A 23,988-nucleotide genomic window follows, 5' to 3' on the forward strand; every position below is an offset into this window, starting at 1 on the left:
ATCTAATTTTTTTAGGAGATGAAAAAGTGAAACTTCGAAATGATCTTCGCAACATCGCGATTATTGCCCACGTTGACCATGGGAAAACGACTTTAGTCGATCAGCTTTTACATCAGGCTGGTACGTTCCGTGCCAACGAACAGGTTGCTGAACGCGCAATGGACTCTAATGATCTTGAACGCGAACGCGGCATTACAATATTGGCGAAAAATACTGCGATTAACTATAAAGATACACGTATCAATATTTTGGACACCCCTGGACACGCAGACTTTGGGGGAGAAGTAGAACGGATTATGAAAATGGTTGACGGCGTAGTGCTTGTCGTTGACGCATATGAAGGCTGTATGCCTCAAACTCGTTTTGTTCTGAAAAAAGCTCTTGAGCAAAACCTGAACCCTGTTGTTGTTGTAAACAAAATTGACCGTGACTTTGCTCGTCCAGAGGAAGTTATCGATGAAGTTCTGGATCTGTTCATTGAGCTTGATGCCAATGAAGAGCAGCTCGAGTTCCCAGTGGTATATGCTTCCGCGATTAATGGAACAGCGAGTCTTGATCCGAAACAACAGGATGAAAACATGGAAGCTTTATATGAAACCATTATTAAGCATGTTCCGGCACCTGTTGATAATGCAGAGGAGCCGCTTCAATTCCAAGTTGCCCTTCTTGACTACAACGACTATGTAGGCCGTATCGGAATCGGACGCGTATTCCGCGGCACAATGAAAGTCGGACAGCAGGTTTCTCTTATGAAGCTTGACGGAACGGCAAAGTCATTCCGTGTTACAAAGATTTTTGGTTTCCAAGGCTTAAAGCGTGTGGAAATTGAAGAAGCAAAAGCGGGAGACCTCGTTGCGGTTTCCGGGATGGAAGATATCAACGTTGGTGAAACGGTATGTCCTGTAGACCATCAAGATCCGCTTCCGGTGCTTCGCATTGATGAGCCGACACTTCAAATGACATTTGTCGTGAATAACAGTCCGTTTGCAGGCCGTGAAGGCAAATATGTAACGGCCCGCAAAATCGAAGAGCGTCTTCAATCACAGCTTCAGACGGATGTGAGCTTGCGTGTTGAGCCAACAGCTTCTCCTGATGCTTGGGTTGTTTCAGGACGCGGTGAGCTGCACTTGTCAATTTTAATTGAAAATATGCGTCGTGAGGGCTATGAGCTTCAAGTGTCAAAACCTGAAGTTATTATCAAAGAAATCGACGGCGTACGCTGTGAGCCTGTTGAACGTGTGCAAATTGATGTTCCTGAAGAGCATACTGGCTCTGTCATGGAATCAATGGGTGCCCGCAAAGGCGAAATGGTTGATATGATCAACAACGGAAACGGCCAAGTCCGTCTCATCTTTACAGTTCCTTCCCGCGGATTGATCGGTTACTCTACAGAATTCCTATCATTAACACGCGGATTCGGTATTTTGAACCATACGTTTGACAGCTACCAGCCGATGCAGGCGGGCCAAGTCGGCGGACGCCGTCAAGGTGTACTTGTGTCAATGGAAAACGGAAAAGCAACATCATACGGTATTCAAGGAATTGAAGACCGCGGTGTCATCTTCGTTGAGCCGGGTACTGAAGTATACGAAGGAATGATCGTTGGAGAGCATAACCGTGACAATGACCTTGTTGTTAACGTCAGCAAAATGAAACAGCAAACAAACGTCCGTTCTGCGACAAAGGATCAGACAACTACAATTAAAAAAGCACGCATCATGTCTCTTGAGGAGTCTCTAGAGTACTTAAACGAAGATGAATATTGTGAAGTAACACCTGAATCCATCCGTTTAAGAAAGAAGATCCTCAATAAGAACGAACGTGAAAAAGCAGCTAAAAAGAAAAAAACAGCAGGATTGTCTTAATCTCGTGCAGAATTTGAAAAGATAGAACCCGTACGTTTACAGGGGAGGGAATCTTTTTGAATGACGTAAGCGAACGTCTGTCGTTCTTCGCCGCTCTATATCAAGTAGACCGGCAGCCTGCGGCAGGCATGTGGCTGCTGTACGGCACGATTTTTGTGTTGGCCGTTATTGTATTTAAGCTTGGATTTGCTAAACGGCTTCCTGTATTAAAATCTGCAGTGGTGTATGTATTTTTGGCGTTGGGCTGCACTGTTTTGACTTTTTTAGGGGTGTTTTTGCCCGTGGCAGAAGGATTGGTCGTCGCTGCGCTGATTTTAATCATTTACAAAATCCGGCTGTATCAGTCGAAAAAAGGACAGTCTGAAAAATCATAAAAGACTCAGCTGAAAGCTGAGTCTTTTTTGTGTTCTGTATGGTTAAGCGGCCGCTTTATTTTTTGACTTTTTCTTTTTTCTGCTGTCCCGGGTGAAAAGTAAATTTTCCCGTTTTCAGCCGTTCCTCTGTTTTTTTGGCAATCCGATCGTGGCATTCCTGGCACATATATGTATGGATCGGGCGGTTTCGAAGCCGTTTCGCGATCAGGGTATCATCATCAATTGTTTCAATTTTATCGCAAATAGAACATTTGACCCTCATCATATCACCTCTTTCACTAACATGTATTATAGCACGGATCAGAAGCTGTCCAAAATAAGAAAAAGCTAAAGCGCAAGGCTATAGCTTAGTCATTGTTGTTCTTTTTCATATGATGATCAGATTGATCGTTTTGCTCCTTCTCCATTTCCTGTTGCTGTTTTCTATTTAATTGGTCATTTTGCTGCTTTGTTTGCGGTTCGTCTTCATTGTCAATCACATCGTTAGGCACTTCGGGAAGCACTCGGCCGACAATTGCGGCTAATTCATCCAGTATACCTGTTACCGGATGGCCCTCGCTGATTTCTCTGCTCATTTCGCGAAGGCGGCTGACCGTATCGGGATCAGCAATGACTACTGCGTTGGTGCCATATCGATCATTCTTTAGCGCCTGAGCTACAGAATATTTAATGGTTTCCACTTTGCTTCTGTCCAAAGTATCATCGACATCAATCCCAACAACAGCATAGCCTCCCAGCACAACGGCTGTTGCATCCTTGACGTCGGGGTTTTTTTCAGCAACGCTGACAAGATGCTTGGCAATATCCGTTCTTGTTCCATTGTCTTTTGTTTCTTGAGTTGTGTCCTTTACGTGAATCGGTTTAGTCTCCTGCTGTCTTGTTGATTCTTTTTCAACATTCTGGCCCTGTTTTCCTTGTTGATAGGCACAAGCGGACAGGATAAGTGTCAGCTGTATGATAATGAAAAGAATTCGCACTTGCGGGTTCCCTCCTTAAAATGCTTTTATTAATTTTATTGTTGAATTAACCTTCTATCTTTATGCACAAAAACATATATTTTAGCAGGCATTCACCTTTTTCATCAAAAGAGAAGCAGGAAGAACTTTGACCCTTATATCAGGAGGCTGAGACTTGAGTAAAATTTATGTGTTAGATACGAATGTGTTATTACAGGATCCTAACGCGATATTTTCTTTTGAAGAAAATGAGGTTGTCATCCCTGCTGTCGTTTTAGAAGAGGTTGATTCAAAAAAACGGTATATGGACGAAGTTGGGAGGAATGCAAGGCACGTATCTAAGCTAATCGATGCGCTAAGACAAAAGGGCAGGCTGCATGAGCATGTACCGCTTGACACCGGCGGCACACTGAGAATTGAACTGAATCATCGTTCGTTTCACCAGCTGCAAGAGATCTTTATTGAAAAGACGAACGATAATCGCATATTAGCCGTTGCGAAAAACTTAAGCCTCGAGGAAGAAACCAAGGAAAATGGCAGGCCGGTTATCCTTGTCAGTAAGGATGTACTGGTCAGGGTTAAAGCCGACGCAATCGGACTGCTTGCTGAAGATTTCTTGAATGACCGTGTTGTGGACAATGATGAAATGTACAGCGGCTATAAAGATTTATATATCAGCCAGCAGCTGTTCAGCTCTTTTTACGGGAAAAATCAAATTTCAGTAAACGATGTGAAACAGCATGCGTTTTATCCGAATCAGTTTGCTTTAATGAAGGATGAGCTAGGAGGGTCCTCCTCGGCAGTCGGAATTGCAGACAAAACCGGAACGGTATTAAAAAGACTCGTATTTGATGATGAACATATATGGGGAATCAGGCCGAAAAATGTACAGCAGACAATGGCATTAGAGCTTTTGCTGCGGGAAGATATTCCGCTTGTCACCCTGATCGGCAAAGCGGGAACCGGCAAAACGCTCTTAGCTTTGGCGGCAGGGCTATTACAGACAGAAGACTTGGGAATATACAAAAAGCTGGTCGTCGCAAGGCCGATTGTTCCTGTTGGCAAGGACATCGGGTATTTGCCAGGCGAAAAAGAGGAAAAGCTAAAGCCTTGGATGCAGCCGATTTTTGACAACTTAGAGTTTCTGTTTAATGCGAAAAAACCAGGGGAGCTTGATGCTATTTTGGCGGGAATTGGCTCAATTCAGGTAGAGGCGCTGACTTATATCAGAGGGAGAAGCATTCCAGATCAATTTATTATCATTGATGAAGCGCAAAATTTGACCAGGCATGAGGTGAAAACTTTGCTGACGAGAGTCGGTGAAGGCAGTAAAATTGTCTTAATGGGTGACCCTGAACAAATTGATCACCCATATTTAGACAGTCTGAACAATGGTTTGGCCTATGTGGTTGAGCGGTTTAAAGGACAACCCATCTCAGGCAGCGTGAAGCTGTTAAAAGGTGAGAGATCAGGTCTCGCTCAGCTCGCAGCTGATTTGCTGTAACATTTAAATGATTTCGATCTCTTTTAAATCGGTAATCGGCTGTTTGTGATGAACCGGGTCTTCAAAGTAAATATGCACGGGGCCGCCTTCTTGAATCGGCTTGCCTGCCTCACTGAAATGGACAATACTGTTCAGAGCGGTTTCCAGAGAAACGGCGGCCTTTCCCGAACTTGTGACAAATACACATTGTGTCGCAGAGCTGTTCGGCTCAGCATTTTTCAGGACAGTCCCAAGTCTCATTGCGAAACTGCCGTTCATCAGTTTTTGCTTCTCATATTGCTTTTCCGTCTTTAATGTAGGCGGCGCGATTCGCCCCTCTCTGATGACGCGTTCCGGATCAAGGTCTGATTCATCCCCGGCTGATTGTAAATATGTGTCTTGACTGTCCCCTTTGCGGTCAAACGAAAATTTGCGATCATCAAAAATCCATACGCTTGGATCAATGGTAATTGGATATGTAACATTGCCTTTTACTTGGATAACGCTCATGATATGACCCCCTTCTCTCAAAATTATAAAAGTTTTCGCATGAATTGTCACTTTGTGTACAAATTATGTGTATTGAAATGCTGAGGGAACGAGGGTGTTTGCATGGTATGCCGGCATAATGATGAGCTTGAAGCCTTAGTGAAAAAGGCGAAAAAAGTAACGGACAAGGGGGAGGTAGCCAGCTATATTCCCGCCTTGGCAAAAGCTGATAAACACGACCTGTCAGTGGCGATTTATTATTCCAATAATGTTTGTCTGTCAGCAGGTGACGTAGAAAAAACATTTACGCTTCAAAGTATATCGAAAGTCCTTTCCCTTGCTTTGGTGTTAATGGAATACGGCAAGGATAAGGTCTTCAGTTATGTTGGACAGGAGCCGACCGGTGATCCGTTTAATTCAATTATCAAGCTCGAAACAGTGAATCCGAGCAAGCCGTTAAACCCTATGATTAATGCCGGGGCATTGGTAGTGACAAGTCTGATAAGAGGAAGAACGGTGAAAGAGAGACTTGATTATTTGCTTTCTTTTATCAGAAGGCTGACAAACAACCAAGAGATTACATACTGCCGGGAAGTGGCTGAATCTGAATACAGCACTTCAATGATTAATCGGGCGATGTGTTATTATATGAAGCAGTACGGCATTTTTGAAGATGATGTAGAGGCAGTAATGGATTTATACACGAAGCAATGCGCGATTGAAATGAACAGCTTGGATTTAGCGAAAATCGGATCTGTATTTGCATTGAACGGCAGACATCCAGAGACTGGGGAGCAAGTCATCTCAAAAGATGTCGCTAGAATTTGCAAAACATTTATGGTGACGTGCGGAATGTACAATGCAAGCGGGGAATTCGCAATTAAGGTCGGAATTCCTGCGAAAAGCGGCGTATCCGGCGGGATTATGGGCATTTCGCCTTACGATTTCGGGATCGGCATATTCGGCCCCGCATTAGACGAAAAAGGGAACAGCATTGCAGGTGTAAAGCTTTTGGAAATAATGTCTGAGATGTACAGGCTGAGTATTTTTTAATTTATGTCATATGCTTAAATCCTCTTGCATTTTCTGTTGATACCCTTTATGATAAATAGAAGAATTAGGTACTCGCCTGGGGAACGGAGGGATACTTTTGGCTTCAGAGATGATAGTTGACCATCGGCAAAAAGCTTTTGAACTCTTAAAAGTGGACGCTGAGAAGATTTTGAAGCTGATCCGAGTACAAATGGATAACTTAACGATGCCTCAATGTCCTCTATATGAAGAGGTTTTAGATACTCAAATGTTCGGGCTTTCGAGGGAAATCGATTTTGCTGTCCGCCTGGGATTGGTTGATGAAAAAGACGGTAAAGACCTTTTATACACATTGGAGCGCGAATTGTCTGCTTTGCATGACGCGTTTACAGCTAAATAAATGATAAAACTCAAACTTATTAACAGTTTGGGTTTTTTTATAACCGCTATTTTTCTCTCATCTCATAAAAGACGGTCTTTTTTTACACATTCCTTCCGAATCGTATAGAGATTCTTCGTCTCGTTTGATAAATTGTAGTAAAATAAAAAAGATAAATACATAAAAACCATAGATAATGGAAGTTAGAAGCAGGGAAGAGGATGTTATGTTAAAAAAAATGCTAAAATCTTATGATTACTCACTGATATTCGCAATCGTTTTATTATGCGGATTCGGTTTAGTGATGGTATACAGCTCAAGCATGATTACGGCTGTCTCCCGGTATGGAGTAAGCAGTAATTTTTTCTTCATGCGGCAGCTGTTTGCTTTAATTGCGGGTGGCGCTCTATTTATTCTCATGGCGTTGTTTCCTTACAAAGCACTGGCCCATCAAAAGTTTCAGAAGGGAATACTGCTTGTATCTGTTCTTGCGCTTATCTCACTGTTTGTATTCGGGCATGTTGCCGGAAACGCGCAGAGCTGGTTTAAAATCGGCGGAATGAGTATTCAGCCGGGGGAGTTTGTGAAACTGGTCGTGATTTTATACCTCGCAGCCGTATATGCCAAAAAACAAAGCTATATTGACCATCTATTAACTGGTGTAGCTCCTCCGGTAGTCATGACGCTTATAATTTGCGGGTTAATTGCCATGCAGCCAGATTTCGGTACAGCCATGATTATAGGGTTAATTGCGACGTGCATGATCTTGTGCTCCGGTTTCAGCGGAAAGACGCTGGTGAGGCTGCTTTTGCTCGGCGGAATTGTTTTAATTTTAGTCAGCCCGATTCTCTATTTAAATCAGGATCAAATTTTAACTAAAGGCCGTTTGGCGCGTTTTGAGAGTCTTGAAGACCCATTTAAGTATGCAAATTCATCAGGTTTGCAAGTGATCAATTCTTATTATGCGATCAGCTCAGGCGGCATTTTCGGCCTGGGGCTCGGTGAAAGTATCCAAAAATACGGATATCTGCCTGAATCACACACTGACTTTATTATGGCTGTCATTGCTGAAGAGCTCGGCATTTTTGGGGTATTGTTTGTGATTTTCTTATTGGGTTTTGTCGTCATAAAAGGTTTTTATATTGCCAGAAAATGCGAGGACCCGTTTGGAAGTCTTCTGGCGATCGGCATTTCAAGCATGATTGCCATCCAGTCGTTTATTAACCTTGGCGGTGTCAGCGGATTAATTCCGATTACAGGGGTTACGCTGCCATTTATCAGTTACGGGGGCTCTTCTTTGGTGCTGCTGCTGGGGAGTATGGGGATATTAGCGAATATCAGCATGTTTGTGAAATATTCAGAGAATAAGAAAAAGAAAGAGCCCTTGGCTCCGAAGGGAATGAAAAAGAAACAGCTCAAAAAAACTGTTTATCAGTAAAAAACAAGTGTGTACAGGGGAAGGATATTCCGCTATGATAGATTATATTCCATTCGGGTAAGGGGGAGAAAAGTTTGTCTCAGCAATCGATACAAAAAGTATTAGTAGCAAACAGGGGAGAAATTGCAATCCGAATATTCCGGGCGTGTACCGAGTTGAATATTCGTACAGTTGCGGTCTATTCAAAAGAAGATTCCGGTTCCTACCATCGGTACAAAGCGGATGAAGCATACTTGGTCGGTGAAGGGAAAAAACCGATTGATGCTTACCTGGATATTGAAGGTATCATTGATATTGCGAAAAGAAACAAAGTCGATGCAATTCATCCGGGATACGGTTTCTTATCTGAAAATATTCATTTTGCGAGACGATGTGAAGAAGAAGGCATCGTATTCATAGGGCCAAAATCCGAGCATCTCGATATGTTTGGTGACAAGGTAAAAGCGCGTGAGCAGGCAGAAAAAGCGGGAATCCCCGTGATTCCGGGAAGCGACGGTCCTGCCGAAACGCTTGAAGCCGTCGAACAATTTGGACAAGCTAACGGTTATCCGATCATCATTAAAGCCTCGCTTGGCGGCGGCGGCCGCGGTATGCGGATTGTCAGATCTGAAAGTGAAGTCAAAGAAGCATATGAGCGTGCTAAATCAGAGGCGAAAGCAGCCTTTGGCAATGATGAAGTTTATGTAGAAAAATTAATTGAGAAACCGAAACATATTGAGGTTCAGGTCATTGGAGACAAGCAGGGAAATGTCGTCCATCTTTTTGAGAGGGATTGTTCCGTTCAAAGACGCCATCAAAAGGTCATTGAAGTGGCGCCGAGTGTCTCGCTGTCACCTGAATTAAGGGATCAAATTTGTGAGGCGGCAGTTGCGCTTGCTAAAAATGTAAACTATATAAATGCGGGGACGGTCGAATTCCTTGTTGCAAACAACGAGTTCTACTTTATTGAAGTAAATCCTCGCGTACAAGTTGAACACACGATAACAGAAATGATTACTGGTGTCGATATTGTTCAAACTCAGATCCTTGTTGCCCAAGGGCACAGCCTTCACAGCAAAAAAGTAAATATTCCTGAGCAAAAGGACATTTTTACAATCGGCTATGCCATTCAGTCACGGGTTACGACTGAGGATCCGCAAAATGACTTCATGCCTGATACAGGAAAAATCATGGCTTACCGCTCAGGCGGCGGTTTTGGTGTCCGTCTTGATACCGGAAACAGCTTCCAGGGCGCCGTGATCACACCATACTATGATTCACTTCTCGTTAAGCTTTCAACTTGGGCTTTAACGTTTGAACAGGCAGCTGCCAAAATGGTACGAAACCTTCAGGAGTTTAGAATCAGAGGCATAAAAACGAACATTCCGTTCCTTGAGAACGTTGCAAAACATGAGAAGTTCCTGACAGGGCAATATGATACGTCTTTCATTGATACAACGCCTGAATTATTTAAATTCCCTAAACAAAAAGACCGCGGAACGAAAATGCTCACTTACATCGGCAATGTGACAGTGAACGGCTTCCCTGGAATCGGGAAAAAAGAAAAACCGGCGTTTGACAAACCGTTAAGCGTAAAGGTAGACGTTGATCAGCAGCCTGCCAGAGGAACAAAGCAAATTCTTGATGAAAAAGGTGCAGAAGGGCTTGCAAATTGGGTTAAGGAGCAGAAATCTGTCCTTTTAACTGATACGACATTCAGAGATGCCCACCAATCGTTATTGGCAACTAGAATCAGATCGCATGATTTGAAAAAAATCGCAAATCCGACGGCTGCGTTATGGCCTGAACTATTCAGTATGGAAATGTGGGGAGGCGCGACCTTCGATGTAGCCTACCGATTCCTGAAAGAAGATCCGTGGAAGCGTTTGGAAGATCTTCGCAAAGAAGTGCCGAATACCTTATTCCAGATGCTGCTTCGCTCATCAAATGCGGTCGGCTATACGAATTATCCGGACAATGTGATTAAAGAATTTGTGAAGCAATCAGCTCAATCCGGTATTGATGTGTTTCGTATTTTCGACAGCTTAAACTGGGTAAAAGGGATGACGTTAGCCATTGATGCTGTTAGGGATACCGGCAAAGTGGCAGAAGCTGCGATTTGTTATACGGGAGATATCCTTGACAAGAACCGGACGAAGTACGACCTTGCATATTATACATCGATGGCGAAGGAGCTTGAGGCGGCCGGAGCCCATATTCTCGGGATTAAAGATATGGCAGGGCTGTTAAAACCGCAGGCTGCATATGAACTCGTTTCTGCGTTGAAAGAAACGATCGACATTCCGGTTCACCTTCATACGCATGATACGAGCGGAAACGGTATTTATATGTATGCGAAAGCTGTTGAAGCCGGCGTTGATATCATAGACGTGGCGGTCAGCTCAATGGCGGGATTAACGTCACAGCCTAGCGCGAGCGGATTTTATCATGCGATGGAAGGCAACGACCGCCGTCCGGAAATGAATGTCCAAGGCGTTGAATTGCTGTCCCAATATTGGGAGTCGGTGCGTAAATATTATAGTGAATTTGAAAGCGGAATGAAGTCTCCGCATACTGAAATTTATGAACACGAAATGCCAGGGGGCCAATACAGCAACCTGCAGCAGCAGGCCAAGGGAGTAGGCCTTGGCGACCGATGGAACGAAGTCAAGGAAATGTACAGACGCGTGAACGATATGTTCGGTGACATCGTCAAGGTAACGCCTTCCTCAAAAGTTGTCGGAGATATGGCACTTTACATGGTGCAAAACAATCTGACTGAAAAAGACGTTTACGAAAAAGGTGAATCTTTAGATTTCCCTGATTCTGTCGTGGAGCTTTTCAAAGGAAATATCGGCCAGCCTCATGGCGGATTCCCGGAAAAACTGCAAAAGCTGATCTTAAAAGGACAGGAGCCGATTACAGTCAGACCGGGCGAACTGCTTGAGCCGGTGTCATTTGAAGCGATCAAACAGGAATTTAAAGAGCAGCATAACTTGGAAATTTCAGATCAGGATGCTGTGGCATATGCCCTTTATCCTAAAGTCTTCACTGATTATGTGAAAACGACAGAAAGCTATGGAGACATCTCGGTATTAGATACACCGACATTCTTCTACGGTATGACATTAGGTGAAGAGATAGAAGTTGAAATTGAGCGCGGCAAAACGCTGATCGTTAAGCTGATTTCAATCGGTGAGCCTCAGCCTGATGCCACCCGCGTCGTTTATTTCGAACTCAACGGGCAGCCGCGTGAAGTAGTCATTAAAGATGAAAGCATTAAGTCTTCCGTTCAGGAAAGGCTGAAAGCAGACCGGACAAATCCAAGCCACATCGCAGCTTCTATGCCTGGAACAGTTATTAAGGTATTGGCTGAAGCAGGCACAAAAGTCAATAAAGGTGATCATTTGATGATTAATGAAGCGATGAAAATGGAAACAACGGTTCAGGCGCCTTTCTCAGGAACAATCAAGCAGGTTCATGTGAAAAATGGTGAGCCGATCCAAACGGGAGATCTGCTTCTCGAAATTGAAAAAGCATAAAAAAACAAGAGTGTATATCAATGATATACACTCTTGTTTTTTTATAGAAAATGTGGAGTGAAACAGATGGTTAGAAGAGATATAAGGGGACTTCAGAGATTATAGAGTACTGTCACAAGCCCAAAATAAAAAGAGGTATACCACCAATTTTTTAGATGCTTTGTAGTAGTCCATGCATATTTCTTTAAGCACTATCTGATTTTCCAATGGCCAAAAGGCTTTAATACTTATGTTCGCGGACTATAGATGCATATGAAATTTCTATAATCACGATGAGGAAGGGGACAGACCGAAGTGAGCCGCTCACTGATCATCAAGTTCAGTGAAGGCTGGCCATTGAAACAATAAAGCACCAAAACAAGACATGAAAAAGACCAAAGCCGTCTAAGGCTTTGGTCTTGAGTCCTTATGATTGCCTGGATTCATAACGGAAACGAGCAATCAATAATAAGAAGTAGCATAGAACGCCAAACAGACAGGCAATAAAGAACGAGTGGGCAAGTGCAAAACCCAGAGCGAGTTCAGTGTATACGATCATAATACCGGACAGTGCCTGTAATGTAATAAAAATAAGACATGAGATCCAACCCCAAAAGATTTGTTTTTGATCTTTATAGGAAGTAATAGCATGAACAGCGGCAACAATAATCCATACAAATAACAGTAAGGCTGCTGCTCTGTGGCCCATTTGCACCCATTCATGGAATTGGGTCGGAAGTCCATTGTTCAGCGGGCTGCACAGCGGCACATCAGGACATGCCAGACTTGATTCAGTGTGTCTTACATATGCGCCTGTATACACAACGATATAGGAATATATCAAAATTCCTATCATGTGAAATTGCATCTTTTTGCCGATTTGAAGCGGCTTAACCAGTGTTCTGACTGATTTATCAGCTTCAAATATGAGCAATGTTAAAATAAGCACTGAAGCAAAAGAAATTAATGAGATGCCGAAGTGAAGCGCCATAATCAGCGCGTTCGAACCGAATACGACAGCCAATGCGCCAAGCAATGCCTGAAGAAATAAAAAGATAATTGACATGATCGCGAGAAACGTTGTATCACGAAAAATCGGCGTGATTTTTCTCCATGACCAAAACGCAAGGCTTAGCACAAGGATAATAGAGATTCCGCTTGCGAATCGGTGGCTCCATTCAATAATTGAAGCCGGATTCAGTTCAGGGAAAAAACGGCCGTGACACAGCGGCCACTGTCTGCCGCATCCTTGGCCGGAACCTGTTTTTGTAACGAGGGCACCCCCGATTAAAACAATTAGCATGACAAATGTCGTCAGAACACCGAGAGCTTTTAATGCTTTATTCATACAATATTCACCTTCTCAACATACTGCTGCAATTTTATATACGTTCCAAGTGTAAGCGAATATGTGTTTTGTGGCAATTCCCAGAGCCTTTTGTTCACAAAAATATAATAGAATGACGGCTTCTGGAAAATGTACACTTGATTATTCATGCCGGGTCTGATAGAAATAAGGTAAACGCAATGCCGATTTGGAGATTGCCTTCATCTTTGGTAAAATTCATAAAAAGTTCACAAATAAATTCCTGTTTGTCGTTTAATATTTAATAGGATGTTTTTTTACAAGATGTTATCTTGTATGATAGAGTTGCAGGTTATTTTATTCTCCTGCGTTAGGTTTGTAAGGGAGGTTTACGTTATGGCTAACTCCAGAATCTTAAATGATACAGCTATAGACGGACAAATTGAAGAAACAACGGCATGGAAAGATTTTCTGTCCCTTATTAAAATAGGGATCGTCAATTCTAACCTCATCACGACTTTCACTGGAATGTGGCTTGCACTGCATATATCCGGTTTAAGTTTTTTAGGCAATATAAACACCGTTCTTCTTACGTTAATCGGGTCTTCACTGATTATTGCGGGCTCCTGCGCGATCAATAACTGGTATGACCGGGACATTGACCATCTTATGGAGCGTACGAAAGTAAGACCGACGGTTACGGGTAAAATTCAGCCGAGTCAGGCGTTATGGTCTGGAATTTTGCTGGTTGCTTTAGGATTGATCATGCTGCTGATGACAACTGTCATGGCTGCTGTTATCGGTTTTATCGGAGTCTTTACGTATGTTGTATTGTACACAATGTGGACGAAACGCCGCTATACGATTAACACAGTAGTAGGAAGCGTTTCCGGTGCAGTGCCGCCGCTTATTGGATGGACGGCAGTGGAAGGGAATATCGGTGTCGTAGCATGGGTGTTATTCATGATTTTATTTATTTGGCAGATTCCTCACTTCTTAGCATTGGCTATTAAGAAAACTGAGGATTACAGAGCTGCAAATATTCCGATGCTTCCTGTCGTATACGGATTTGAAGTGACAAAAAGACAAATTATTGTGTGGGTTGCGTGCCTGATGCCGCTTCCGTTTTTCCTTGGTAGCCTGGGTCTTCCGATTGTCATTCTCGGCTTGCTGTTAAATATCGGCTGGCTGATTCTTGGCTTAATGGGATTCCGCTCCAAGAATATCATGAAGTGGGCAACGCAGATGTTCGTTTACTCGCTTAACTACATGACAATCTATTTCGTTGCCATGGTTGTCTTGACGCTTTTCTAAAAAATAGATATGATGCTTGTTTTATCGCTTCAAAATAAACGATGACAACTAGTAAATGCCGCCTTGACCTCTTGTTTAATCAGGCGGCTTTACTTTTATACATAGATGGCATTTTGAGTAAAAAAACTCATAATTTAAGAGAAGAGGAAATGTAAGTGCTTTATTGGTGATAGGTTGGATGGCGATAGATTTCGATCCGCTTTCCGCCTTTGTATTGACCAGAAAAGGGGTTGGGTGAAATGGTAAAGCATTGGCGTCTTATTTTATTATTAGCCTTAGTGCCGCTTCTATTAAGCGGATGTGGAAAACCTTTTTTATCCACGCTCAAGCCTGCTGGCGAGGTGGCTGATAAACAGTATGACCTGACAGTGCTCAGCACATTGATTATGGTGGTTGTTGTTGCAGTAGTATCTGTTATCTTCTTTTATGTGATTGTGAGATTCAGAAGATCACGGGTCGGTGAGAACACGATACCGAAACAGGTAGAGGGGAATAAATTTTTAGAAATCACATGGACCGTGATCCCGATTTTGCTGCTCATTATTCTTGTGATTCCTGTTGTATTATATACGCTGGAGCTAGCGGACACATCACCAATGGATAAAAAAGGCCGCAAAGCTGAGGATGCTCTTGTAGTCAATGTTAGGGCAAATTTATACTGGTGGGAGTTTGAGTACCCTGATTACGGCATTATCACAAGCCAGGAGCTGATTGTACCGACAGATCAGCGTGTATATTTTAATTTAAAAGCCTCTGATGTAAAACATTCCTTCTGGATTCCTTCAGTTGGAGGAAAACTTGATACGAATACGGATAATGAAAATAAGTTCTTCCTGACATTTGATTCAAAACGAAGCAAAGAGGCAGGAGATATGTTTTTTGGGAAGTGTGCAGAGCTTTGCGGCCCTTCACATGCGCTGATGGATTTTAAGGTGAAGACGATGTCTGCAAAAGAATTTCAGGGCTGGACAAAAGAAATGAAGAACTATAAGTCTACAGCAGAGAGCGATTTGGCTAAGCAGGGTGAAGAACTGTTTAAAGAGAAAAACTGCCTGAGCTGCCATGCGGTAGAGCCGAATGATAAGCGTGCAGAAGCCGCTAGAACGGCACCTAACTTGGCGACCTTCGGTGAAAGGACAAAAGTGGCAGGGGTGAAAGAGGCCAACAAAGAAAATGTGAAGGCTTGGCTGAAGGACCCTGACAGCATAAAGCCGGGGAACAAAATGACAGGCACATATCCAAAGCTCTCAGACAGCGAAACAGATGCGCTTTATGAATACTTAAAAGGCTTAAAAGCGGAAAGCAAGTAGGGAAGAAAGGGAGATATTGGGGGAGGTCACATATGTTGAATGCGCTTACAGAAAAGCGGACGCGCGGATCTATGCTTTGGGATTATTTGACGACGGTGGACCATAAAAAAATCGCGATTCTTTATTTAGTGGCAGGGGGCTTCTTCTTTCTTGTCGGGGGAATTGAAGCGATGTTTATCAGAATTCAGCTTGCAAAGCCGGAAAATGCGTTTCTCAGTGCTCAAGCGTACAATGAAGTAATGACTATGCACGGAACGACGATGATCTTTCTGGCTGCGATGCCGCTCTTATTTGCCTTGATGAATGCGGTTGTGCCTTTGCAGATCGGGGCTCGGGACGTTTCGTTTCCATTTTTAAACGCGCTTGGTTTTTGGCTCTTCTTTTTCGGGGGCATTTTCTTAAATCTAAGCTGGTTTTTGGGCGGAGCGCCAGATGCGGGCTGGACGTCATATGCCTCACTTTCGCTTCATTCTAAAGGGCACGGCATAGACTTTTTCGTCCTCGGACTCCAAATATCGGGGCTCGGGACGCTGATAGCCGGGATTAACTTTTTGGCCACGATTATCAACATGAGGGCTCCGGGCATGACGTATATGAGGCTGCCTTTGTTTACATGGACGACATTTGTGGCTTCGGCATTGATTTTGTTCGCGTTTCCGCCGCTTACGGTTGGATTGGCTCTCATGATGCTGGATCGGCTGTTCGGAACCAATTTCTTTAATCCGGAGCTTGGCGGAAATACGGTCATTTGGGAACATTTATTTTGGATCTTCGGCCACCCGGAGGTTTATATCCTAATTTTGCCTGCATTCGGTATTTTTTCTGAGGTCATCCCTGTGTTCGCCAGAAAGCGTTTGTTTGGCTATTCTTCAATGGTTTTTGCAATCGTGCTCATTGGCTTTCTGGGCTTTATGGTTTGGGTGCACCACATGTTCACGACTGGTCTCGGCCCGATTGCAAATGCGATTTTTGCGGTTGCAACAATGGCTATCGCGATTCCGACCGGGATTAAGATTTTTAACTGGCTGTTGACGATTTGGGGAGGAAATGTGAAGTATACAACCGCTATGCTGTATGCTGTCTCATTTATTCCATCCTTTGTGCTCGGCGGTGTGACGGGAGTCATGCTGGCAGCTGCTGCGGCTGATTATCAGTTTCATGATACGTATTTTGTGGTTGCGCACTTCCACTACGTCATTATTGGCGGCGTTGTATTCGGCCTTTTAGCCGGTGTTCATTTCTGGTGGCCGAAAATGTTCGGTAAAATTCTGCATGAAACGATGGGGAAAATTTCATTTGTATTGTTTTTTATCGGCTTTCACCTCACGTTTTTCATTCAGCATTTTGTCGGCTTAATGGGGATGCCGCGCCGGGTTTATACGTTTTTGCCAGGACAGGGTCTGGAAACCGGCAACTTGATCAGTACAATCGGGGCGTTTTTTATGGCGGCAGCTGTTATTCTTCTGCTGGTCAATGTCATATGGACATCGGTAAAAGGTGAATATGTAGGTGCTGATCCATGGCATGACGGACGTACGCTGGAATGGACCGTTTCTTCACCGCCGCCGGAGTATAACTTTAAACAGCTTCCTTTTGTCAGAGGACTTGATCCGCTTTGGATCGAGAAGCAGGCAGGGCACAAATCAATGACGCCGGCGGAACCGGTTGATGATATTCATATGCCAAACGGCTCAATCCTGCCGCTCATCATTTCCTTCGGCCTTTTTGTTGCAGCGTTCGGGCTGCTGTACAGAAGTGATTACGCTTGGGGCCTGCCGGTGATCTTTATCGGGCTCGGCATCACATTTATTACGATGCTGCTTCGTTCAGTAATTGATGATCACGGCTATCATATTCATAAAGAGGAACTGCCGAACGATGATAAAGGGGTGAAGGCATAATGCAAGTTCAAGAAAAATTCACCGCAGAAACCTTTCCAGCTTCTCCCGAAAAAGTAACCCTGGAAGGGAAAAATAAATTTTTAGGCTTTTGGCTTTTTCTTGGCGGAGAGACTGTTCTGTTTGCGTCTCTCTTCGCCACGTTTCTTGCGCTTCGGAATTCAAATGCCGGTGATCCGCCTACGACGGAAATGTTCGATGTGACACTTGTATTCATTGCCACAATGCTTCTATTAACGAGCAGTTTAACGAGTGTGTACGCGATGTACCACATGAAGAACTTTTCCTTCGGCAAGATGCAGCTTTGGCTGGGAATTACGATTTTATTGGGGGCGGGCTTTTTAGGACTGGAAATCTATGAGTTCAAGCATTACACCCATGAATTTGGCTTTACCATCACAAGCTCTGCCCTTGGTTCTGCGTTTTACACGCTTGTCGGTACACACGGCGCCCACGTGGCATTTGGGCTTATGTGGATCAGCACGCTTATGATCCGCAATGCCAAGAGAGGGCTGAATCTGTATACGGCGCCTAAGTTTTACGTTGCCAGCCTTTATTGGCACTTTATTGATGTCGTGTGGGTCTTCATCTTTACCGTTGTATATTTAATGGGGATGGTGGGATAAACATGGTCGATAAAAAAAGCAGAGGGCATATTAATAGCGACCTTGAATTTAAGAAAAAAAAGCATGCCCGGGAGATGAAATATCAAGTCCTGTCTTTTGGTTTAATGATCGGTCTTACGATTGTTGCATTTCTGACTGTGGCCACGGACGGTGTCGGCAGCTGGTTTACGATTCCTTTCATTATTTTGCTAGCTGCAATTCAAGTCATTTTTCAGCTGTATTATTTCATGCATATGAATCAGAAAGGGCATGAGGCGCCGGCACTGTTTTTGTATTCAGGGGTGTTTGTCGCGTTTATCACTGTGCTTGCGTTTGTGACAATTATATGGTGGTAATTTGAAACAGCCGCCGGAGGTGAAGAAATGAATCAGTTGGAGATATTCGGGTTTCGCGCGATGTGGAGCCCTTATCTTTTTTGTATCCTGTTAGGCATTACGGCGCTTTATCTCTATTTTTACAGGCGAATGTCTTCAAAGCTAAATCGAATAACTGGTAAAGAGATGGTATGCTTTCTGTCGGCGATGCTGTTTTTATATGCAGCCGAGGGAAGCCCGGTTGATCTGCTCGGACATATTATGTTCAGCGCACATATGGTGCAGATGGCCGTCCTGTATTTGGTTGTCCCGCCGCTGTTAATCGCGGGAATTCCTGCATGGCTCTGGGAAAAAATCATTTTCAGGCCTTCAATCAAACCGTTTTTTTCCTTTTTTACGACGCCTTTAATTGCTTTGCTTTTGTTTAACGGCATTTTTTCTTTATATCATGTACCGCTTATATTTGATACTGTCAAAACGGATCCGTTTTACCATACATTAATCACTTGGCTTATCTTTGTGCTTGCGTTCTTCATGTGGTGGCCGCTTGTTCATAAGGTTGAGCGTCTACGGCAGCTCAGCGGTTTGATGAAGCTGGGTTATATTATGGCGGACGGTATGCTGCTCACACCTGCTTGCGCCTTGATCATGTTCAGCGGTGCACCGTTATACGCCACCTATACAGATCCGGCTTTATGGGCTGAGGCAATGAGGCTTTGTGTGCCAGCGGATATGATGGGGCAGGTCCCATTAACAGGGCCAGAGATGTTGAATACACTGCCTTTGTTAGAGGATCAGCAGCTCGGAGCAGTCATGATGAAAATCATTCAGGAAATTGTGTACGGTACTTTTTTGGCCATTATTTTTTTCCAATGGGTGAAGAAAGAAAGGGAAAAGGACGGGCAGGAGGAGCCGCCGTATATTCAGCAGACGATATCATAAAAGGTACAGCGAAATATGCTGTACCTTTTCGTTACATTTGAACTGTTTTTAACATGTTGGCTATGTCCTGAATCAGTGCCTTGCTTTTTGTCACAACCTGTACGGGAAACTCTTCCGTTTCTCCATATTCTACTCCATGAGGGTAGTAATGCTTTCCTAGGAGAGGGGACATTAATTGAATCACGGCGCGCCCGCTTCCGACATCGCCTTCTGCCGCAATACCTTGTATCCGCAGGTAAAACGTACCCTCAATCGTCGAAAACTTCTTGTCATAGGTGACTCTCTCGTAATCCCATTGACCCGCTCTAATGAGACCTTTGCTTTCCATTAAGTCGTCTAGCCAGCTGAGCTCAGCCTTAACCCCTTCAAGTCCGCTTTCAGTAAACTTCAACACTGACCCCTCCTTATAAAAATTACCTTTCCTGACAATCATAGTATGAAAGCGTTAAACTTTCAATGAATCTTCTTCTTTTGAAAGTATGTAAAAATTAAATTTTGACGACAATAGCACTAGACTAAAGGAGGTTAAACGGATGACAAAAATAAAAGATCTGATGACAGCCGACTTGCAATATTGCACGGTATTAGATAATGTATATGAAGCTGCAGTAAAGATGAAGGACGCAAATGTAGGAGCGATTCCGGTAGTTGATGAGGACGGGGAAACATTGGTCGGCATCGTAACCGACCGCGATCTCGTATTAAGAGGAATCGCCATCAAAAAACCGAACTCGCAAAAAATCACTGACGCGATGACCGAAAAACCTGTCAGTGTGGAGGAAGATGCTTCAGTCGATGAGGTTCTTCATTTGATGGCATCGCATCAGCTCAGAAGGATACCAGTTACAAAAAATAAAAAACTGACTGGAATTGTCACGCTTGGTGATCTTTCTTTATCTGAGCAAACGAATGAACGTGCCGGCAGCGCCTTATCGGATATTTCCGAAGGTGATAATAGAGAAGAAGGCTTTTTTCATTAACACATAAATCTTTGACATGTTAAATAGGCTGTATTGTAATGGGATGTAAGCAAAAGATTGTGAATCGCCACGGGGGTGATAGATTGAAAAATATATTGAGAGCAATGGTTATCCTTTTGATTATCTGCGGAACTTACGTTCTGTTTATTCAATATGGATCTGTTCCTGAAAAGAAATCAAATGACAGCGAGCCTCAGGTGTCGAATGAGGAAGCGCAAAGCGGCAAACGAATACATATGCCGACTTCAGGGTTATTGTCCTTCATGGGCAAGCACGCCGATGAAGTAACGAAAAAGCTTGGGGAACCTGAACGTATTGACCCTTCGGCTTATGATTACGATTGGTGGGTATACAATCAAGGTAAGGATCAATATATCCAAATCGGGGTATTAAACAATAAAGTGGTCACATTATTTGCGTCGGGTAATGATATTAACGCCAAGCCTTTCAAAATTGGAGAATCAACTGGCGAAGTATTCAAGACCACCCAGGTGGCACCATTTGTGAATGTAGAGTATAAAGGAAATTCCTATCGGTTTGAATTTTCTGAAGAAGATATCAATACAAGACCGACTGTAAAGGTAGGAAAGATGTATGTCCAGCTGTATATGGACAAATTTGAGGGGAAGCTATCCAGCATCAGGGCGTTTGATGCGCAGACCTTTGTAAAGCAAAGACCTTATGAGGTAGTGTACCGCGGGGAATTAATTAAACCGAAAGCCGTTTCAGATGAGAAATGGAAAAAGATCCAAACAACGAGCGAAAAGCAAATCCTTGATTTGACGAATGTCATACGCGTTAAACATGGACTTGCGAAGCTTGAGTGGGATCAGCCAACGGCGGAAGTGGCATTTGGGCATAGTGAGGATATGAAGGAAAATAATTATTTCTCCCATGTCTCTAAAAAATACGGCTCGCTGAAAGACCGCTTAGAAGAAGGGCATGTTGACTTTCAGCAAGCGGGAGAAAATATCGCATACAATTATGTGGACGGTCCGGCTGCCGTAGAAGGCTGGCTGAATAGCGAAGGCCATCGAAAAGCGCTTCTGAATTCAGATTATACGCATCTTGGTGTCGGAGTAGACCGGAAATATTACACCCAAAATTTTATTAAGCGATGGTAATGAAAGCCGCGGACGAATGGTTCCCGGCTTTTTCTATTACCATACAAGCTGGTCTGAATGAATGTGCTGATAGCTTACAGATAAGGCCGTTTCCCATCCCTTCAGTCAGGCTTTTTCACCAGTGTATAGGGCTATCGCTAAAAATTCATTTGGGAATGAATATAGGCGAACACAATGCCCGACAAAACGATACATTGTAGTAGGTAACGATTTTCGGAGGGGGTGAGGATTGTGGCGAATCAACATGCCAATCATTCAATCAATGACTTTAAACAATTCGTCAAAAAGCATCCCAAGCTGATAAAAGAAGTGCGCAAAGAACAAAGAAGCTGGCAGGACGTATATGAAAATTGGGTCCTCTTCGGGGAGAGCGACCCGATTTGGGATCCATATCGGGAACCGGAAGAAGCTTCTGAAGCTGTGCCTGAAACACCGCAAAAAAATGATTTTGTCTCGAAAATGGTGACAGCGGTGAAAAAGATGGATGTCAATCAAATGAACGAACAAATCAATAAAATGAGCCAGTCGATCTCATCGTTGCAAAGCCTTCTTAATACATTTTCCGGAAGCGGACAGAAGCATTCTCAGCCAGGCTCTGGACAGCATCCTTTTTCTTTTCGAAAGGATTAAAAAAGGGGAGCTCATATGCGCAAAGAGGTTCAGGAATATATTTTAGCAAACGAAGAACGGAAACGATTCATCAGAGAACAGCCGATATGGTACCGCAGGCTTTCAAGAAAACCGGATGATCTGTCCTCCTTTCAGCTTGAAATGATGAATTTTTATGAAAAAACCATTCCGCATCGGGTGAATCAGTTTACGAACGGGATTCAAATGGCGCAAATGATGATGCAAATGTTTCAAGCGATGCGGACAAAAGATTAAAAGGCCCCGAAAAAGGGTCTTTTTTCATGCGGACATAAGGTTTTGTATACGGCTGCGGTTAAGCATTTTCCAATTGGCTGGTTTCATGGTAAACTAACAATTGGAGGTGCATGTTATGTATGCGACGATGGAATCCGTGCGGCTTCAAAGTGAAGCTCAGCAGCTTGCCGAGATGATTCTGCAGTCGGAGACGGCTGAGAACTACCGCAATTGTTACAAGCGTCTCCAGGAAGATGAAGAGGCAGGGCGGATTATTCGTTCTTTTATTAAAATAAAAGAGCAGTATGAGGATGTACAGCGTTTTGGCAAATATCATCCTGACTATAGAGAAATATCCCGGAAAATGAGGGAGATCAAACGTGAGCTGGACCTGAACGATAAGGTGGCTGACTTCAAGAGAGCTGAAAATGAGCTCCAGTCCATTCTTGATGAGGTCAGCGTTGAGATTGGGACAGCTGTTTCGGAGCATGTGAAAGTTCCGACTGGGAACCCTTATTTTGACGGTTTGTCTTCATGCGGAGGCGGCTGCGGTTCAGGCGGAAGCTGCGGATGTAAAGTGTCCTGACGAGACTGGCCGTCTCGTCTTTTACATATAAGAGAAAACAGGCAGGTGATTGTATTGGAGAATAGGCGCCAGGGCATGGTTGTGTATCTGCACTCCCTAAAGCAGAGCAAAATGCTGAGGAAGTTCGGGAATGTGCACTATGTATCAAAACGATTAAAATATGTCGTACTGTACTGTGATATGAACCAAATTGAAAAAACAATGGACAAGATTGCGTCTTACTCATTTGTGAAAAAAGTGGAGCCTTCTTATAAACCGTTTTTAAAATTGGAATTCGAGTCAAAGCTTGATAAGGCAAAAGAATACGATTATAAAATCGGCATATAGCTATAAAAAAATCCCCGCAGGCATCTGCGGGGTCCTTCTATTCCTTAATATGTTAAGGAGAAGGCAAAGGGAGAGGAGAAACCGGAGGAAGAACTTATGGGGAAACGTAAGTCTTCTCCGCGGTTGGCAACAACATCCTCTAGATGCTGTTGCTTATAGTATGGACAAGGATCATGCTGCCTATACACCTGTTTATCAAGATTAGCGTTCATTGTTTGGAAGAATGCTTTATGTTAAGATAGGATTGATTTTTTTCTATGTACATAGCGGCGTCCGGCCGAATAAAGAAACAAAATAGCTTTTAGAAAAAGTGGTGTGGAACATGAGAGTAATTTCTGGATCAAAAAAAGGCCGTTCACTAAAGGCTGTACCCGGAACATCAACAAGACCGACAACCGACAAAGTGAAGGAATCCATTTTCAATATGATCGGCCCTTATTTTGACGGGGGCAGGGGACTTGACTTATTCGCAGGGAGCGGAGGTCTTGGAATCGAAGCGCTTTCACGCGGGTTTGAGCATTGTATATTCGTTGACCGTGATTTTAAAGCGATTCAAACGGTAAAATCTAATTTGAAAACGCTGGAGCTTACAAAACATGCACAGGTATACCGCAATGATGCGGAACGTGCTTTGCACGCTGCTGCTAAAAGAGAAACCGGCTTTCGCGGCATTTTTCTCGATCCGCCGTATAAGGAACAAAAGCTGAAAGCACTTTTAACGCTGATTGACGAATATCAAGTGCTGGAAGAAAACGGCTTTATCGTCGCTGAGCATGACAGAGAGGTCGAGCTTCCCGAAACCGTAGGAGATCTTGTGATGACAAGAAAAGAAACCTATGGGCTTACAGGTGTGGCGATTTATAAAAAGAGGGGGTAGTGAG

Annotated in this window: 25 protein-coding genes; 20 read left to right on the forward strand and 5 right to left on the reverse strand. The window is 43.6% G+C overall.

The genetic code is table 11. The features are described from left to right. The first annotated feature begins 26 nt into the window (after nt 1-26). Nucleotides 27-1,865: a translational GTPase TypA gene (typA, locus tag NSU05_RS07850; RefSeq protein WP_003232278.1), complete on the forward strand. Its 1,839-nt coding sequence runs from the start codon at nt 27-29 to the stop codon at nt 1,863-1,865. A 56-nt stretch (nt 1,866-1,921) separates the two neighbouring features. Continuing rightward, nucleotides 1,922-2,239 carry a YlaH-like family protein gene (locus tag NSU05_RS07855; protein WP_038428911.1) on the forward strand — a complete coding sequence of 106 codons (318 nt, stop codon included), beginning with the start codon at nt 1,922-1,924 and terminating at the stop codon, nt 2,237-2,239. A 55-nt stretch (nt 2,240-2,294) separates the two neighbouring features. On the opposite strand, the gene NSU05_RS07860 is transcribed toward NSU05_RS07855, so the two are convergent. Together NSU05_RS07860 and NSU05_RS07865 are read right to left on the reverse strand one after the other, a co-directional pair. Further along, nucleotides 2,295-2,504 (reverse strand): YlaI family protein, encoded by a 210-nt coding sequence (locus NSU05_RS07860; protein ID WP_003232271.1) that lies wholly within the window; start codon nt 2,502-2,504, stop codon nt 2,295-2,297. Nucleotides 2,505-2,586: 82 nt separating this feature from the next. Beyond that, nucleotides 2,587-3,216 (reverse strand): YhcN/YlaJ family sporulation lipoprotein, encoded by a 630-nt coding sequence (locus NSU05_RS07865; RefSeq protein WP_038428912.1) that lies wholly within the window; start codon nt 3,214-3,216, stop codon nt 2,587-2,589. Between the two features lie 154 nt (nt 3,217-3,370). Here NSU05_RS07865 and NSU05_RS07870 point away from each other — a divergent pair, with 154 nt between their 5' ends. Further along, a complete protein-coding gene (locus tag NSU05_RS07870; RefSeq protein WP_003245272.1) occupies nt 3,371-4,699 on the forward strand; it encodes a PhoH family protein in 1,329 nt (442 codons plus the stop codon). 3 nt (nt 4,700-4,702) lie between these two features. Here the strand turns inward: NSU05_RS07870 and NSU05_RS07875 are convergent, their stop codons facing one another. Continuing rightward, nucleotides 4,703-5,188: a hypothetical protein gene (locus NSU05_RS07875; protein WP_033883818.1), complete on the reverse strand. Its 486-nt coding sequence runs from the start codon at nt 5,186-5,188 to the stop codon at nt 4,703-4,705. A gap of 102 nt (nt 5,189-5,290) precedes the next feature. On the opposite strand from NSU05_RS07875, the gene glsA reads away from it, so the two are divergent. The 4 genes from glsA (at nt 5,291) to pyc (ending at nt 11,537) form a co-directional block, all read left to right on the forward strand. Beyond that, nucleotides 5,291-6,220, forward strand: coding sequence for a glutaminase A (glsA, locus tag NSU05_RS07880; RefSeq protein ID WP_003232263.1), 930 nt, complete (start codon nt 5,291-5,293; stop codon nt 6,218-6,220). 97 nt (nt 6,221-6,317) lie between these two features. After that, nucleotides 6,318-6,599: a YlaN family protein gene (locus NSU05_RS07885; RefSeq protein WP_003245286.1), complete on the forward strand. Its 282-nt coding sequence runs from the start codon at nt 6,318-6,320 to the stop codon at nt 6,597-6,599. A gap of 205 nt (nt 6,600-6,804) precedes the next feature. Further along, the gene (gene ftsW / locus NSU05_RS07890; protein ID WP_029317758.1) at nt 6,805-8,016 is read left to right on the forward strand and encodes a cell division protein FtsW; all 1,212 of its coding nucleotides are present in this window, start codon (nt 6,805-6,807) and stop codon (nt 8,014-8,016) included. Nucleotides 8,017-8,090: 74 nt separating this feature from the next. Then, nucleotides 8,091-11,537, forward strand: coding sequence for a pyruvate carboxylase (gene pyc, locus NSU05_RS07895; RefSeq protein WP_038428913.1), 3,447 nt, complete (start codon nt 8,091-8,093; stop codon nt 11,535-11,537). Nucleotides 11,538-11,943: 406 nt separating this feature from the next. Here pyc and ctaA read toward each other — a convergent pair whose 3' ends face one another. Next, a complete protein-coding gene (gene ctaA / locus NSU05_RS07900) occupies nt 11,944-12,864 on the reverse strand; it encodes a heme A synthase CtaA (RefSeq protein ID WP_038428914.1) in 921 nt (306 codons plus the stop codon). A gap of 354 nt (nt 12,865-13,218) precedes the next feature. Between ctaA and cyoE the strand changes: the two genes are divergently transcribed. The 6 genes from cyoE (at nt 13,219) to ctaG (ending at nt 19,226) form a co-directional block, all read left to right on the forward strand. Continuing rightward, nucleotides 13,219-14,136, forward strand: coding sequence for a heme o synthase (gene cyoE, locus NSU05_RS07905; RefSeq protein WP_003232250.1), 918 nt, complete (start codon nt 13,219-13,221; stop codon nt 14,134-14,136). Between the two features lie 239 nt (nt 14,137-14,375). Beyond that, complete coding sequence (gene coxB / locus NSU05_RS07910) at nt 14,376-15,446, forward strand: cytochrome c oxidase subunit II (RefSeq protein ID WP_014663859.1); 1,071 nt, start codon at nt 14,376-14,378, stop codon at nt 15,444-15,446. 32 nt (nt 15,447-15,478) lie between these two features. Continuing rightward, on the forward strand, nt 15,479-17,347 hold the full coding sequence (ctaD, locus tag NSU05_RS07915) for a cytochrome c oxidase subunit I (protein WP_003232245.1): 1,869 nt from the start codon (nt 15,479-15,481) through the stop codon (nt 17,345-17,347). Next, nucleotides 17,347-17,970, forward strand: a complete 624-nt coding sequence (gene ctaE, locus NSU05_RS07920; protein WP_003232244.1) for a cytochrome c oxidase subunit III — start codon at nt 17,347-17,349, stop codon at nt 17,968-17,970. Before ctaD ends, ctaE begins: the two co-directional genes overlap by 1 nt. A 2-nt stretch (nt 17,971-17,972) precedes the next feature. Then, on the forward strand, nt 17,973-18,305 hold the full coding sequence (ctaF, locus tag NSU05_RS07925) for a cytochrome c oxidase subunit IVB (protein ID WP_003232242.1): 333 nt from the start codon (nt 17,973-17,975) through the stop codon (nt 18,303-18,305). A 27-nt stretch (nt 18,306-18,332) separates the two neighbouring features. Then, on the forward strand, nt 18,333-19,226 hold the full coding sequence (gene ctaG / locus NSU05_RS07930) for a cytochrome c oxidase assembly factor CtaG (RefSeq protein ID WP_038428915.1): 894 nt from the start codon (nt 18,333-18,335) through the stop codon (nt 19,224-19,226). A gap of 31 nt (nt 19,227-19,257) precedes the next feature. Here the strand turns inward: ctaG and NSU05_RS07935 are convergent, their stop codons facing one another. Then, on the reverse strand, nt 19,258-19,620 hold the full coding sequence (locus tag NSU05_RS07935) for a YugN family protein (RefSeq protein ID WP_003232238.1): 363 nt from the start codon (nt 19,618-19,620) through the stop codon (nt 19,258-19,260). A 139-nt stretch (nt 19,621-19,759) separates the two neighbouring features. On the opposite strand from NSU05_RS07935, the gene NSU05_RS07940 reads away from it, so the two are divergent. From NSU05_RS07940 to rsmD, 7 genes are all read left to right on the forward strand, one after another. Next, complete coding sequence (locus NSU05_RS07940; RefSeq protein WP_003221362.1) at nt 19,760-20,206, forward strand: CBS domain-containing protein; 447 nt, start codon at nt 19,760-19,762, stop codon at nt 20,204-20,206. Between the two features lie 83 nt (nt 20,207-20,289). Further along, nucleotides 20,290-21,330 (forward strand): CAP domain-containing protein, encoded by a 1,041-nt coding sequence (locus tag NSU05_RS07945; protein ID WP_003245434.1) that lies wholly within the window; start codon nt 20,290-20,292, stop codon nt 21,328-21,330. 231 nt (nt 21,331-21,561) lie between these two features. Then, nucleotides 21,562-21,960 carry a YlbD family protein gene (locus NSU05_RS07950; RefSeq protein WP_003232233.1) on the forward strand — a complete coding sequence of 133 codons (399 nt, stop codon included), beginning with the start codon at nt 21,562-21,564 and terminating at the stop codon, nt 21,958-21,960. 15 nt (nt 21,961-21,975) lie between these two features. Continuing rightward, on the forward strand, nt 21,976-22,215 hold the full coding sequence (locus tag NSU05_RS07955) for a YlbE-like family protein (RefSeq protein ID WP_003232231.1): 240 nt from the start codon (nt 21,976-21,978) through the stop codon (nt 22,213-22,215). A 115-nt stretch (nt 22,216-22,330) separates the two neighbouring features. Further along, nucleotides 22,331-22,780 (forward strand): regulatory iron-sulfur-containing complex subunit RicF, encoded by a 450-nt coding sequence (gene ricF / locus NSU05_RS07960; RefSeq protein WP_003221370.1) that lies wholly within the window; start codon nt 22,331-22,333, stop codon nt 22,778-22,780. 54 nt (nt 22,781-22,834) lie between these two features. Then, nucleotides 22,835-23,107, forward strand: a complete 273-nt coding sequence (locus tag NSU05_RS07965) for a YlbG family protein (RefSeq protein WP_015715839.1) — start codon at nt 22,835-22,837, stop codon at nt 23,105-23,107. Nucleotides 23,108-23,429: 322 nt separating this feature from the next. Beyond that, entirely contained in the window at nt 23,430-23,984 is a 555-nt protein-coding gene (gene rsmD, locus NSU05_RS07970) for a 16S rRNA (guanine(966)-N(2))-methyltransferase RsmD (RefSeq protein ID WP_015252150.1), read from the forward strand. Nucleotides 23,985-23,988: the final 4 nt, after the last annotated feature.

Source organism: Bacillus sp. EU52 (genome assembly GCF_037964975.1).
In the GTDB taxonomy this organism is placed as follows: domain Bacteria; phylum Bacillota; class Bacilli; order Bacillales; family Bacillaceae; genus Bacillus; species Bacillus subtilis.

Bases quoted from the DNA above. Each gene is read 5' to 3' on its own strand.
- NSU05_RS07860 (WP_003232271.1), bottom strand. From the start codon at position 2,504: ATGATGAGGGTCAAATGTTCTATTTGCGATAAAATTGAAACAATTGAT.
- NSU05_RS07875 (WP_033883818.1), bottom strand. From the start codon at position 5,188: ATGAGCGTTATCCAAGTAAAAGGCAATGTTACATATCCAATTACCATT.
- glsA (WP_003232263.1), top strand. From the start codon at position 5,291: ATGGTATGCCGGCATAATGATGAGCTTGAAGCCTTAGTGAAAAAGGCG.
- ftsW (WP_029317758.1), top strand. From the start codon at position 6,805: ATGTTAAAAAAAATGCTAAAATCTTATGATTACTCACTGATATTCGCA.
- ctaA (WP_038428914.1), bottom strand. From the start codon at position 12,864: ATGAATAAAGCATTAAAAGCTCTCGGTGTTCTGACGACATTTGTCATG.
- cyoE (WP_003232250.1), top strand. From the start codon at position 13,219: ATGGCTAACTCCAGAATCTTAAATGATACAGCTATAGACGGACAAATT.
- coxB (WP_014663859.1), top strand. From the start codon at position 14,376: ATGGTAAAGCATTGGCGTCTTATTTTATTATTAGCCTTAGTGCCGCTT.
- ctaD (WP_003232245.1), top strand. From the start codon at position 15,479: ATGTTGAATGCGCTTACAGAAAAGCGGACGCGCGGATCTATGCTTTGG.
- ctaE (WP_003232244.1), top strand. From the start codon at position 17,347: ATGCAAGTTCAAGAAAAATTCACCGCAGAAACCTTTCCAGCTTCTCCC.
- ctaF (WP_003232242.1), top strand. From the start codon at position 17,973: ATGGTCGATAAAAAAAGCAGAGGGCATATTAATAGCGACCTTGAATTT.
- ctaG (WP_038428915.1), top strand. From the start codon at position 18,333: ATGAATCAGTTGGAGATATTCGGGTTTCGCGCGATGTGGAGCCCTTAT.
- NSU05_RS07940 (WP_003221362.1), top strand. From the start codon at position 19,760: ATGACAAAAATAAAAGATCTGATGACAGCCGACTTGCAATATTGCACG.
- NSU05_RS07955 (WP_003232231.1), top strand. From the start codon at position 21,976: ATGCGCAAAGAGGTTCAGGAATATATTTTAGCAAACGAAGAACGGAAA.
- ricF (WP_003221370.1), top strand. From the start codon at position 22,331: ATGTATGCGACGATGGAATCCGTGCGGCTTCAAAGTGAAGCTCAGCAG.
- rsmD (WP_015252150.1), top strand. From the start codon at position 23,430: ATGAGAGTAATTTCTGGATCAAAAAAAGGCCGTTCACTAAAGGCTGTA.